The following is a 12,232-nucleotide window of genomic DNA, read 5'->3' as shown; positions in this document are numbered from 1 at the left end:
TATCTTAGACGCATGCCGTCTGAATCCAGCGCTTTCACCACCCTCGAGGATGCCGCCGAACGAGGCGATGCCGTCCGGTTCTGGCGCGAGCAGCGCTATGACGGGTTGGAGTGCCTGAGCGCGATCTTTCGCCGGCACCGCTATGTGCCCCATACCCACGAGACCTATGCCGTCGCCGCCGTGCTCGACGGTTGCGAGGCCTTCTCGCATCGAGGTAGCCGGCACTACGCCTCGCCGGGAAGTTTCGCGATGGTCTGTCCGGACGAACTCCATGATGGCGAGCCGGCAGGTGAGGGATTCGTCTATCGCGTGCTCTACCCCACCATTGATCTGATGCGCTCCGTTGCCGAGGATACCTTCGGGCGTCCTGCCGCCGGCACGCCCTGGTTCGAGCGTTCGGTGATCGAGGATCCCGCCCTGGCCGCCGATCTGGTGACGCTGCAGATTGCACTCAGCGACCCCGCGGTGACCCTGCTCGAACGCGATGCCAGGCTCAGCCGCTTCTTTTCGACCTTGCTCGGGCGCTGGGGCGGCCATGGCGAGCCGATCAGGCTCGGCGACGAGAGCGGGCCGCTCGCCAAGGCGCGGGCCTATCTCGACCAGCATTTCGAGCACGATGTCGGCCTCGACGAGCTTGCTGCCGTGGCGGGGCTCAATCGCAGCCACCTGGTGCGTTCCTTCCGCAAGGCGATGGGCACCACGCCCCATGCCTATCTCACCGACCGGCGCTACCGGGCGGCCCGGCGCCTGCTGGCGGCGGGCGAAGGGCCGGCGGAAGTGGCGGCAGCCTGCGGCTTCTACGACCAGAGCCACCTCAACCGGGTTTTCAAGGCGCGCATGGGCGTGACGCCGGGGGCTTTTCGCGGATGATGGAGTGTCGGCCGGAGGCTGACACTCTCGATGCAACTTTTGTCCAAGACCGGCGATTGCGTTGTGCCTAATCAGGGCGCTCCATCAGGAGTTGTCCTTTGTCCGCCCGTTCCGAAATCCGTTCCGCGCTGATCGATATCGCGCCGCCAGCCCTGGCGGCGATCCCGATCGGCTTCCTGTTCGGCGCCATCGCCGTCTCCAAGGGTCTGTCGCCGGCCGAGATTGCGCTGATGTCCTTCACCGTGTTTGCCGGCAGCGCGCAATTTGCGGCGCTCGAACAATGGGTGCAGCCGGTTTCCATCCTCACTTTGGCCTTCGGCACGCTGCTGATCAATTGCCGCCATATCCTGATGGGGGCCTCGCTAACGCCTAAGACGGCGCTGTTCTCGCCCGCCCAGCGTTTTCTCGGCTTCTTCATGATGGCCGACGAGAACTGGGCGATGTCCGAGCGCAGGGCTGCGCGGGCCGAGCTGACGCCGACCTATTATTTCGCCATGTCGGTGTTCTTCTATCTCAATTGGGCGCTGTGGAGCACGGCGGGCGGGCTCGTCGGCCAGCTTCTGGGCGATCCCGCCCGCTATGGCGCCGATTTCGCCTTCACGGCCCTGTTCATCGGGCTGATCGCCGGCTTTTGGGAAGGGCGCAGCTCGGCGGCGACCATCCTCACCAGCGCTGTGGTGGCGGCGCTGGTCTATCTGAAGGTGGGCGCGCCCTGGCATGTGCCAGCCGGGGCCCTGGCGGGCATTCTGGCTGCCTTCCTGACGGGCCATCCCGGCCGCAGCAAGCTCGACGCCAAGGAGGCCATCGATGTCGTTTGATCCCCATACGGTGGCAGCCATCCTCACCATGGCCTTGGTGACCTACGTCACCCGCATCGCCGGCATCTTCCTGGCCGGCCGCCTCGCTCTGGCGGGCCGCACCAAGGCTGCCTTCGACGCCATCCCGGCGGCAGTGCTGGTGTCGGTGATCGCTCCGGTAGCGCTGGCCACAGGGCCGGCCGAAACCATCGCCGCCGGCATCACCGCTGTCTCCGCCACCCGCATGCCGCTGCTCGTCACCATCGCGGTCGGCGTGGTCAGCGTGGTGCTGCTTCGCATGGCGATAGGGTAGGGGCGGATCTTCAGGATCGGCCTTATCCTGGGTTGTCAACGCCGGATGGAAGTCTCTTCAGTCGAGAGCGTCTGGGTGCCCGTCCGTCAAAGGGGAAAGGAACCGCCACACTATTCCCTGACATTGCCGCCGGAATCGATGTTTACTCCGGCCTCTTTATAGAAAGTCGGCAACAGCTCCTGCCATGCGGCGTAGCGGGAAGCTGTCTTCTTGGCAAGATCGAGGGCAGATTGCGAGGGACAGGGAAGACCCTTGCCATTGGCCTGTGCCCGACCTCTTGCCTCAGCGATCATGGACGGCACATTCAGGCGCACACCGACGCAGCGTGCCATGGCGGCTTGCGCCCCGTAGATCTTGGCGATGCCCGTAAAACCCATCTCAGCAAGTTTTCGTTCCGGCAGGCCGCAACGATTGAGGCTCTCGATGAAGATGGTCGCTTCCAGGATGTTCATTTTCATGCCCTCGGCACCAATGCAGGCACTGGTGAGCGTCTCACCAGTCTGATGCATGCACAAGGTTTGCAAAATGCGCTGTTGACCCTCCTTCGAGATCTTGCAGACAGGAGCTGCCAACGCCGCCCCGGGTAAAAGCAAGGCTATGATCGAGACCATGGGCCGCAGATATCGAATCTGCCTGAACATGTAGGTTCTCCGTCGCGGAATCTTGGAGCAGATGGTTCACCCGATCGCCTGCGTCACCTCATCCAGCCACTGGCGTTCCGGCTCGTCGAGCAGGGGGCCGAGCGTCTCGCGCACTTGGGCGTGATAGGCGTTGAGCCAATCGATTTCCCGCTGCGTAAGCAGGGACAGCTCGATCGGCCTCACGTCAATGGGCGCCAAAGTGAGCGTCTCGAAGCCGTACATCGTGCGTTCGGCCCCCTCGATGGTGATCTCTTCGACCAGGACGAGGTTTTCGATGCGGATGCCGAAGGCGCCGACCCGGTAATAGCCCGGCTCGTTGGACAGGATCATGCCCGGTTCGAGCGGCGTGGTGCCGAGCTTGGAGATGCGCTGCGGCCCTTCATGCACGGAGAGATAGGAGCCGACGCCATGGCCGGTGCCGTGGTCGAAATCGGTGCCGATCTCCCAGAGCGCAGCGCGGGCGAAGCTGTCGAGCTGGGCGCCCGAGGCCCCCTTGGGGAAGCGCGCCAGGGAGATGGCGATGTGGCCTTTCAGCACGCGGGTGTAGCGGTCCTTCATCTCGGGCGAGACGTCGCCCACCGCGATGGTGCGGGTGATGTCGGTGGTGCCGTCGACATATTGCGCGCCGGAATCGATCAGGAAGAAGCCCGGCGTCACGGCTCGGTTGCTGGCGTGGCTGACGCGGTAATGCGGCAGGGCGGCGTTCGGCCCGGCCGAGGAGATCGAGGGGAAGGAGAGATCCTTCAGGACGCCCGTACCTTCGCGGAAGCGCTCCAGGGCCTCCGCCACCGAGATCTCGGTTTCCCTAGCCCCGGGCACGGTGCGTTCGAACCAGGCGAGGAAGTTCACGAAGGCGACTCCATCGCGGATATGGGCGGCCCTGGCGCCGGCGCGCTCGGCTTCGTTCTTGACGGCGCGCAGCAGCGCCACGGGATCGCCGCCCTTCTGCACCTTGCCGCCGGCCTGCTCGACCAGCGTGGCGAAGTGTTCGACCACCATGGCGGGGTCGAGCCTGACGGCCTTGCCTTTCACGCTGCCGGCCAGCACGGCCTCGATCTGGCGCGGCTCGGCGATCGCCATGTGCTGGGAGAGTTCGTCCCTGACGGCATTGGAGAATTTGCGGCCGTCGGCGAACAGGGTCGGTTGTCCCTCTGCCGGCACCAGGGCGTAGGAAAGCGGCAGGGGCGTGTGGGAGACGTCGCCGCCGCGGATGTTGAACAGCCAGGCGGAGGCATGGGCGTCGTTGGTGAAGACGGCGTCGAGCTTCTGCTCGCGCAGCTTGGCCTGCAGGCGCTCGATCTTGGAGGCGACACTCTCGCCGGCCAGGGCCACATCATGCAGGACGATCTGGGCCAGCGGCGGTGCCGGCCTGTCCGTCCAGATGGCGTCAACCGGATTTTCCTTGACGGCAACAAAACTTGCGCCGGCCTTCTCGCAGGCGGCACGAAGGCGCTCGACCTCGTTCATCGATTGAAGGCGCGGGTCGTAGCCGAGCTTCATGCCGGGCTTAAGCACGCTGCCTAGCCATTTCTCAGGCGGCTCCTCGATGAGATGGCGGGGGGTGTATGTCGAGGTGTCGACCTGCTCGCGCACCTGCACGGTATAGCGGCCGTCGACGAAAATCGAAGCCTCGTCCTTCAGGACGATGGCGATGCCGGCGGATCCCGCAAAACCGGTGAGCCAGGCGAGGCGCTCTTCCGAGGGCGGGCAATATTCGTTCTGGTGTTCGTCGGAGCGAGGGACCACGAAGCCGTCGAGCCCCAGTTCGGCGAGCTTGCCGCGCAAGGCCGTCGCACGAGACGGGCCGAGGCTGGGCTGGGAAATTTCGTCGAAGGACTGAAAAGCCATTTGATCACCCTTGAAGTATGAATGCCTTCTCCCCTTGCGGGTGTCGTCAACTCTCTTGAGTTGACTAGAGGTCCCGGCAGGGGGATGAGGGGAGAAACGCGTCTTTGCAGACTTGGCGCCAACACCCCTCATCCGGCTGCCGCCACCTTCTCCCGCAAGGGGAGAAGGGAATAGTCTTGTTCGCTCAAAGTTTCTTGGGCTTGCCACCGCCATAGGACAGCACCAGCGTCGTCCATTCGTCGATCTTGATCTGGCGGATGAGATGCAGGCCCTGGGCGCGATAGGCCGCCAGGGCCGCATTGGCGTGGGAGTGGAGCAGGCCGGACAGGATCACCGTGGCCCCGGGCGCCAGCAGCCGGCTCATCGGTGCCGCCAGACGCACCAGCGGACCCATCAGGATGTTGGCAAAGACCAGGTCGAACGGCTTGTTGGTCTGCATGGCCCGGGCAGTGGTGCCGCGCGCCACGAAGCTCTCGACATAGGCGCCGGCCTTGTTGAAGCGGATATTGTTGCGCGCGGTGGCGATGGCGATCGGATCGATATCGGAGGCGAGGACCCGAAGGCGCAGGGCGCGTGCGGCCGCGATGGCCAGCACGCCGGTGCCGGTGCCGATATCGAGCGGCCGATTGGGGCGCTTGCGCTTGAGGAGATCGTCCAGAGCGAGGAGGCAGCCGCGCGTGGTGCCGTGATGGCCGGTACCGAAGGCGAGCGCCGCCTCGATCTCGATGCCGATGCTGTTGGCCGGGACCTGCTGGCGGTCATGGCTGCCATGGACGGTAAAGCGGCCCGCCCGCACGGGCACCAGGCCCTCCAGCGAGGCCGCCACCCAGTCCTTGTCGCCGAAGCTGTCGAAGATCACTTCGATGTCGGGACCGGCCGCCAATGCGATCAGGTCCCGTACGGAGGCTTCGTCCGGCTCGGTCCGGAAATAGACCTCGACCAGCCAGGGTGGCTTGGCCGTGCCGTCTTCCTTCTCGAAGGCGGCGATCGCCGTTTCCGTGGGGTCGAAACTCTCGCCGAGCAGGTCGGCGATGCGACGCGCACGCATCTCGTCGGTGACGATGCGCGCGACATGGGTGGGATTGTTGGGATGAAGACCTTCGAGCATATCGCTTGGCTATCGCGCCCGCCGCCGAAGGGCAACGGAAATCGCGCTTACCCGCCGAAACGCTGGAAGCGTTCGCGCAGGGCCTGCAGCTGCTCCACGCCGGCATTGGCGAAGGCGACCCGCATATGCCCTTCCAGGCCGGGGCCGAAATAGGGACCGGGCAGGCAGAGCACGCCGGCCTTCTCCACCAGTTCCTTGACCACGCTCGCCGCGGTATGGCCATGGAAGGGATGGTGCAGGAAGGCGAAATAGGCACCCATCGCATCGATCCGCCAGCCATTGATGCCCTCGAAGGCCGCGCGGAAGCTGGCTGCCCGCCTGTCGATCTCCAGGCGGTTGGCCTCGCGCCATTCGGTCAGTCCGTCGATGGCCCAGGCGACGGGGGCCTGGGCGGTGCGAGGCGCGCAGATCTGCAGCGTGTCGAGGACCTTGCCGACCTCGGCCGCCACGGCGGGGGCGGCGACGAGTGCGCCAAGCCGATGGCCGGGAATGCAGTAGCTCTTCGAGAAGGAATAGAGGTAGATCAAGGTGTTGTCGAAATCACCGGAAGCGATGAGTCCGTGCGGCCGGCCGGTGACGAAGTCGCGATAGGTCTCGTCCAGGATGAGGAAGAGGCCGCGATCCCGGCACAGGCGGGCAAAGGCTTCGATCGTTTCGGGCGGGTAGACGGCGCCGGTCGGATTGTTGGGCGTGACCAGCAGGATAGCCCGCGTGGTGGGATCGATCAGTTCGGCAGCGCTCTCGACATCCGGCACGAAGCCGTTCTCGGGCGGGCAGGACAAGGCCCTTGCCTCGATGCCGAGCATGTCGAGCGTCATCTTGTGGTTGAAATACCAGGGGCTCGGCAGCAGGATGGAATCCCCCGCCTTGGCCACCGCCAGGGCCGCGACGAAGAACGCCTGGTTGCAGCCGGTGGTGATCGAGACGGTCTGCCAGTCGACCTTGCCGCCATAGAGGCTGGAAACATGCGCGGCATAGGCCTGGCGCAGCACGGTGTCGCCCTCGATCGGGCCATAGCTGGCGCTCGCCGCCGCGCTGGCATTGCGGCCGAGCCGTTCCAGCAGCTCCGCATGCGGCGGGTAGCCTGGAACCGCTTGCGAGAGGTCGATCAGCGGGCCGGCCGCACCGTTATAGGCGCGTGCCCAGGCCTGCGCCTCCGGGATCGGCGGGGTGGCGGTGTCGAGGAGATTGGGATTGATCGCGGGCTGGCTGCTCATGCGCCCCTAAATGCCTGCGGCGTCTTGCTCTGACAAGGGGATTTCCGGTAGCTGTGGCGATGACATTGTCGCAGGAATCTCCTACCCCTTCATTCATGTCTTTGCCATCAAGCCTCAGGATCGATGCCGCCCGTGCGGTCGTATCGCTCAGCCCCACCGATGCGGCCTTCGTGCAGCATCCCTATCCCGCCTATCAGGCCATCCGCGACGCCTGCCCGCTGTTCTTCTGGGAGGAATATGGCTGCTGGTGCGCGGTCTCGCACCAGGCGGTGTTCGACCTCTTTCGCGACAGGCGCTTCGGGCGTGAGGTGCTGCATGTGGCCAGCCGTGCCGAACTCGGCTGGCCGGAGCCGCAGGCCCACCTGGCACCCTTCGATGCGGTCGACGCCCATTCCATGCTGGAGCGCGAGCCGCCGGTTCATACAAGGCTGCGCACTTTGGTCAACCGCGCTTTCGTCACCCGGCAGGTCGAGCGTCTGAGGCCGCGGATCGCAGCGCTTGCCAACCAATTGATCGATGGTTTCAAGGGGCAGGGCAGGGTCGACCTGATCGAAGCCTTCGCCACGCCGATCCCGGTGATCCTGATCGCCGAACTCCTGGGTGTGCCGGTCGAGATGGCCCCGCAACTGCTCGACTGGTCGCATCGCATGGTGGCGATGTATCAGTTCAGCCGGAGCCGCAGTATCGAGGACCAAGCCGTTGCAGCTGCTGAGGATTTCTCCCGGTTCCTGCGCGGCTATGTCGAGCGGCGGCGAGCCGAACCGCGCGACGATCTCATAAGCCATCTCATCGCCGTCGAAGCCGAGGGCGACCGGCTCAGCGAGGAGGAACTGATCTCCACCTGCATCCTGCTGCTCAATGCCGGCCATGAGGCGACGGTGCACGCCATCGGCAATGGCGTGAAGTCCATCCTGCAGGCCGGTCTTGATCGCGAGGCGGTGCTGGCGAGCGGCGAGGGCTTGGTGGAGGAAATGCTGCGCTTCGATCCGCCGCTCCACATGTTCAAGCGCTATGCGCTGGAGGACGTCACGCTGGGGCCGGCCACCTTCCGCAAGGGCGATGAGATCGGCCTGCTGCTCGGTGCCGCTAACCACGACCCAGCCCGCTTCGAGGAGCCCGAGCGTTTCCTGACGACGCGGCAGCGCCCGCCTCATGTCAGCTTCGGCGGCGGCATCCATTTCTGCGTGGGTGCGCCCCTGGCGCGGCTGGAGCTGGAAGTGGCGGTGCCGATCCTGTTCGAACGGCTGCCCGGCCTGCGGCTGGAAGGGATGCCGGTTTATGCCGACACCTACCATTTCCACGGGCTGAAGGCGCTGGAGTTGAGTTGGTAACCCTGGGATCGCAGGCGTCCTCGCCTGCACCTTCCTTTCCGGCCACGCGGTGGGTCCAAGAGCAGGCGAGGACGCCTGCGATCCCGGGGACGAGCCCTGCATGAGGGGCGCCCCTGCTTTGTTTCGACTGTGGTTCTCTTTCAAATCCGCCCATGGTATGGATATTGAAAGTGTATAACATATATTTTGTGTTATATTATTGTCGGCACATCGCAAGAGAATGACCATGGCAACCCCTTCCGGCCCACAAGCGACGGCAGCTAAGCCCTTCTATGCCTCCTTCGGTTTTCAAGTGCTCGCCGCCATGGTGGTGGGACTGCTGCTTGGTCTTTACGCCCGCTCCCTCGGGCCAGACGCGGCGGGTAATCCGAATTGGCTGGTGCAGACGCTGACGACCATCGCCTCGATCTTCGTCCAGTTGCTCTATGCCCTGGTGCCGCCTTTAGTCTTCACCGCCATCGTCGCCTCGATCGGCAATCTGCGCAAATTGTCGAATGCCGCGGCCCTGGTCTGGCAGACGCTCCTATGGTTTGCCATCACCGCCTTGATCGCCGTGCTGATCGGCATCACCCTCGGCCTGGTCATCCAGCCGGGCCTGCATTCGAGTGTGCTGGCGGAGACCGCCAAGGCGCCGGCCACCACCGGCTCCTGGCTCGATTTCCTCAAGGGCCTGGTGCCCGCCAACGTCTTCGGCATCCAGGCCTCGACCAAGCTCGTCGATGGTGCCGCCTCCACGTCGCTGCAGTTCAACGTGCTGCAGATCCTGGTGATCGCCATTGCCGTCGGTGTGGCTGCCCTGAGCGTCGGCGAGCGGGCCAATGCCTTCCTCACCTTCAACGAGTCGCTGCTCGCCATCGTGCGCAAGATCCTGTGGTGGGTCATCCGCCTCACCCCGGTCGGCACGATCGGCCTGCTCGGCAAGGCTGTGGCGCAATATGGCTGGCAGACGCTGGGGCAGCTGACCTGGTATGCGCTCGCCATCTATATCGGCCTCGCCATCGTCCTGCTGATCGTCTACCCGCTGCTCCTGATCCTGCACGGGCTGAGCCCGGCCCGCTTCTTTGCGGGCGCCTGGCCGGCGATCCAGCTTGCCTTCGTCTCGCGCTCCTCGGTCGGCACCATGCCGGTCACCGAGGCGGTGACGGAGCGCAGCCTCGGCGTGCCCCGGGAATATGCCGCCTTCGCCGTGCCCTTGGGATCAACCACCAAGATGGATGGCTGCGCGGCGATCTATCCGGCGATTTCGGCGATCTTCGTGGCTCAGTTCTACCAGATCCCGCTTGGCATCGAGCATTACGCGCTGATCGTGTTCGTCTCGGTAATCGGTTCGGCCGCCACCGCGGGCCTCACCGGTGCCACCGTGATGCTGACCCTGACGCTGTCGACCCTGGGCCTGCCACTCTCCGGCGTCGGTCTGCTGCTCGCCATCGACCCGATCCTCGACATGGGCCGCACTGCGGTCAACGTCGCCGGCCAGGCCCTGGTGCCGCTGCTCGTCTCCAAACGTCAGGGCATCCTCGACGAGGCCCGCTACAACCAGGCCGGCGGCATCGACAATCTCGACGCCGGCGTGCCGGCCAAGGGGTGAGGGGGCTTTCGAAGCCTTTTTCAACGCTCGGCGCAATCGTCTTCCCCACTTCGTGGAGAAGGCTGGCTGCGTCTCACTGTTCTTGCAGCAGTGTCTTCCTTCAGGCTGCCTCGACGAAGCTGTCGACCACGCGCTTGCGGCCGGCCTTGTCGAAATCGACGGTGAGCTTGTTGCCGTCGACTTCGGCCACCTCGCCATAGCCGAACTTCAGGTGGAAGACGCGGGCGCCCACCTTGTAGGCCGAGGCCGTGCCGGTGGAGCGGGCCACCAATTCTCCCTCGATGGTCAGGGGCTCGCGGCGGAGCGGGGCCTGGGTGGTACGGAACCCGGAAGCCATGTTGCTCTGGGCCCGCTGCCAGCCGGGCGTCGAATAGTTCGAGCCGGAAAAAGGCTGCGCCTTGTCGAAGCGGCTCATGCCGAGTGAGCCGCCGGAGCCGTAGGAATTGGAAGCCTCCATCACCTCGACATGGGCGGCTGGCAGTTCGTCGACGAAACGCGACGGCATGGTCGATTGCCACAGGCCGTGGATGCGGCGGTTGGAGGCGAACCAGACCTTGGCGCGGCGGCGGGCGCGGGTGAGGCCGACATAGGCGAGGCGCCGCTCCTCCTCCAGGCCGGCGCGGCCGTTCTCGTCGAGCGAACGCTGGTGCGGGAACAGGCCTTCCTCCCAGCCGGGCAGGAACACCGTCTCATATTCCAGGCCCTTGGCGCCGTGCAGGGTCAGGATCGAGACTTTGTCCTCGCTGGCGCCTTCCTCGCTGGCATCCATCACCAGCGAGATATGCTCGAGGAAGCCGGCCATATTCTCGAAGCCCTCCATCGAGCGCACGAGTTCCTTGAGGTTTTCCAGCCGGCCCGCGGCCTCGGCCGTGCGATCCTTCTGCCACATGTCGGTGTAGCCGGATTCCTCCAGGATCAATTCCGCCAGTTCCTGATGGCCGAGCACCTCGCTCTGGGCGGCCCAGCGCGAAAAGGAGGCCATCAAGTCGCGCAGTGTCTGGCGCGGCTTGGGCTTGAGTTCCTCTGTCTCGACCAGCACCCGCGTGGCCTGCATCATCGGCACGCCGTTGTGGCGGGCATAGTCGTGCAGGATCTGTACGGTGGCGTCGCCGAGGCCGCGCTTGGGCACGTTGACGATGCGCTCGAAGGCGAGATCGTCGGCTGGCTGCATGGTGGCGCGAAAATAAGCGAGGGCGTCGCGGATTTCGGCGCGCTCGTAGAAGCGGGGGCCGCCGATGACGCGATAGGGCAGGCCGAGCGTGACGAAGCGATCCTCGAATTCGCGCATCTGGAACGAGGCGCGCACCAGGATGGCGATGTCGTTGAGGGCGTGGCCCTTGTGCTGCAGTGCCTCGATCTCGTCGCCGATGGCCCGGGCTTCCTCGCCCGAATCCCAGGAACCGGCGACGGTGACGCGCTCGCCCTCCTCGTCGTCGGTGAACAGGGTCTTGCCGAGGCGTCCCTCATTATTGGCGATCAGGTGCCCGGCCGCGCCGAGAATATGGCCGGTGGAGCGGTAATTGCGCTCGAGCCGGATCACGGTGGCACCCGGAAAATCCTTCTCGAAGCGCAGGATGTTGTCGACCTCCGCGCCGCGCCAGCCATAGATCGACTGATCGTCGTCGCCGACGCAGCACAAATTCGGCTTTTCGCCCGCCGGCGTCTGGGCCAGCAGGCGCAGCCAGAGATATTGCGCGACGTTGGTGTCCTGGTACTCGTCCACCAGCATGAAGCGGAAACGGCGGTGATATTCGGCCAGGACGCCCGGATTCTCGCGGAACAGGCGGATCGATTCCAGCAGGAGATCACCGAAATCGGCGGCGTTCAGGGTCTTGAGCCGGGCCTGGTAGGCGGCATAGAGCTCGCCGCCTTTGCCATTGGCAAAGGACATGGCCTCGCCGGCGGGTACCTGCGCCGGCGTCAGGCCGCGGTTCTTCCAGCCGTCGATGGCATTGGCGAGCTGGCGGGCCGGCCAGCGCTTTTCGTCGATCCCGGCGGCGGAGATCACCTGCTTCATCAGGCGGACCTGATCATCGGTGTCGAGGATGGTGAAATTGGATTTCAGGTCGACCAGCTCGGCGTGGCGGCGCAGGATCTTCACGCCGATGGCATGGAAGGTGCCGAGCCAGGGCATGCCCTCCACGCTCTGGCCGATCAGCACGCCGATGCGCTCGCGCATTTCCCGTGCTGCCTTGTTGGTGAAGGTGACGGCGAGGATCTGGTGGGGCGCGGCGCGGCCGGTGGCGAGGATATGGGCGATACGGGTGGTCAGCACGCGCGTCTTGCCGGTTCCGGCGCCCGCCAGCACGAGTACGGGGCCGTCCAATGTCTCCACCGCCGCGCGTTGTTCCGGGTTCAGGCCGGTGAGATAGGCGGCAGGCCTTGCGGCGGCCATGGCACGCGCAGCAATGCCGCCGGCGGCCGGCTGATGGGCAAGGGAAGGGGAGCGTGGATCGGACAAATCGAGTTTTCGCGTGATTCTGGACGGCCGGATAATGGCTTAGATGGGGAGCCGCGTC

General features: G+C 65.2%; 10 protein-coding genes. 5 read left to right on the top strand and 5 right to left on the bottom strand.

Features of this window, described 5'->3' with window-relative positions:
- Nucleotides 1-12 precede the first annotated feature (12 nt).
- From ACIGJE_RS20995 to ACIGJE_RS20985, 3 genes are all read left to right on the top strand, one after another.
- The gene (locus tag ACIGJE_RS20995; RefSeq protein ID WP_415081515.1) at nucleotides 13-870 is read left to right on the top strand and encodes a helix-turn-helix transcriptional regulator; all 858 of its coding nucleotides are present in this window, start codon (nucleotides 13-15) and stop codon (nucleotides 868-870) included.
- A 98-nt stretch (nucleotides 871-968) separates the two neighbouring features.
- Entirely contained in the window at nucleotides 969-1,688 is a 720-nt protein-coding gene (locus tag ACIGJE_RS20990) for an AzlC family ABC transporter permease (RefSeq protein ID WP_246683796.1), read from the top strand.
- Complete coding sequence (locus ACIGJE_RS20985) at nucleotides 1,678-1,980, top strand: AzlD family protein (RefSeq protein ID WP_415081518.1); 303 nt, start codon at nucleotides 1,678-1,680, stop codon at nucleotides 1,978-1,980. Before ACIGJE_RS20990 ends, ACIGJE_RS20985 begins: the two co-directional genes overlap by 11 nt.
- Before the next feature lie 110 nt (nucleotides 1,981-2,090).
- Here the strand turns inward: ACIGJE_RS20985 and ACIGJE_RS20980 are convergent, their stop codons facing one another.
- From ACIGJE_RS20980 to ACIGJE_RS20965, 4 genes are all read right to left on the bottom strand, one after another.
- Nucleotides 2,091-2,621, bottom strand: coding sequence for a hypothetical protein (locus ACIGJE_RS20980; RefSeq protein WP_415081520.1), 531 nt, complete (start codon nucleotides 2,619-2,621; stop codon nucleotides 2,091-2,093).
- A 36-nt stretch (nucleotides 2,622-2,657) separates the two neighbouring features.
- The gene (locus tag ACIGJE_RS20975; RefSeq protein WP_415081522.1) at nucleotides 2,658-4,469 is read right to left on the bottom strand and encodes an aminopeptidase P family protein; all 1,812 of its coding nucleotides are present in this window, start codon (nucleotides 4,467-4,469) and stop codon (nucleotides 2,658-2,660) included.
- 184 nt (nucleotides 4,470-4,653) lie between these two features.
- On the bottom strand, nucleotides 4,654-5,577 hold the full coding sequence (locus ACIGJE_RS20970) for a 50S ribosomal protein L11 methyltransferase (protein WP_311941643.1): 924 nt from the start codon (nucleotides 5,575-5,577) through the stop codon (nucleotides 4,654-4,656).
- Nucleotides 5,578-5,624: 47 nt separating this feature from the next.
- Nucleotides 5,625-6,794: an aminotransferase gene (locus tag ACIGJE_RS20965; RefSeq protein WP_415081524.1), complete on the bottom strand. Its 1,170-nt coding sequence runs from the start codon at nucleotides 6,792-6,794 to the stop codon at nucleotides 5,625-5,627.
- A 95-nt stretch (nucleotides 6,795-6,889) separates the two neighbouring features.
- Here ACIGJE_RS20965 and ACIGJE_RS20960 point away from each other — a divergent pair, with 95 nt between their 5' ends.
- Together ACIGJE_RS20960 and ACIGJE_RS20955 are read left to right on the top strand one after the other, a co-directional pair.
- Nucleotides 6,890-8,125, top strand: a complete 1,236-nt coding sequence (locus tag ACIGJE_RS20960) for a cytochrome P450 (RefSeq protein ID WP_311941637.1) — start codon at nucleotides 6,890-6,892, stop codon at nucleotides 8,123-8,125.
- Nucleotides 8,126-8,345: 220 nt separating this feature from the next.
- Nucleotides 8,346-9,713 carry a dicarboxylate/amino acid:cation symporter gene (locus ACIGJE_RS20955; RefSeq protein ID WP_367623216.1) on the top strand — a complete coding sequence of 456 codons (1,368 nt, stop codon included), beginning with the start codon at nucleotides 8,346-8,348 and terminating at the stop codon, nucleotides 9,711-9,713.
- Between the two features lie 100 nt (nucleotides 9,714-9,813).
- On the opposite strand, the gene ACIGJE_RS20950 is transcribed toward ACIGJE_RS20955, so the two are convergent.
- The gene (locus ACIGJE_RS20950) at nucleotides 9,814-12,174 is read right to left on the bottom strand and encodes an ATP-dependent helicase (RefSeq protein WP_415081527.1); all 2,361 of its coding nucleotides are present in this window, start codon (nucleotides 12,172-12,174) and stop codon (nucleotides 9,814-9,816) included.
- Nucleotides 12,175-12,232: the final 58 nt, after the last annotated feature.

The sequence above is a fragment of the Labrys sp. E2SS-1L genome (genome assembly GCF_057073705.1).
This window is presented reverse-complemented; position numbering and strand designations above follow the sequence as displayed.

Excerpts from the sequence above, each read along its gene's own strand:
- ACIGJE_RS20995 (WP_415081515.1), top strand. The coding sequence starts at position 13 with ATGCCGTCTGAATCCAGCGCTTTCACCACCCTCGAGGATGCCGCCGAA.
- ACIGJE_RS20965 (WP_415081524.1), bottom strand. The coding sequence starts at position 6,794 with ATGAGCAGCCAGCCCGCGATCAATCCCAATCTCCTCGACACCGCCACC.
- ACIGJE_RS20985 (WP_415081518.1), top strand. The coding sequence starts at position 1,678 with ATGTCGTTTGATCCCCATACGGTGGCAGCCATCCTCACCATGGCCTTG.
- ACIGJE_RS20970 (WP_311941643.1), bottom strand. The coding sequence starts at position 5,577 with ATGCTCGAAGGTCTTCATCCCAACAATCCCACCCATGTCGCGCGCATC.
- ACIGJE_RS20960 (WP_311941637.1), top strand. The coding sequence starts at position 6,890 with ATGTCTTTGCCATCAAGCCTCAGGATCGATGCCGCCCGTGCGGTCGTA.
- ACIGJE_RS20955 (WP_367623216.1), top strand. The coding sequence starts at position 8,346 with ATGACCATGGCAACCCCTTCCGGCCCACAAGCGACGGCAGCTAAGCCC.
- ACIGJE_RS20980 (WP_415081520.1), bottom strand. The coding sequence starts at position 2,621 with ATGTTCAGGCAGATTCGATATCTGCGGCCCATGGTCTCGATCATAGCC.
- ACIGJE_RS20975 (WP_415081522.1), bottom strand. The coding sequence starts at position 4,469 with ATGGCTTTTCAGTCCTTCGACGAAATTTCCCAGCCCAGCCTCGGCCCG.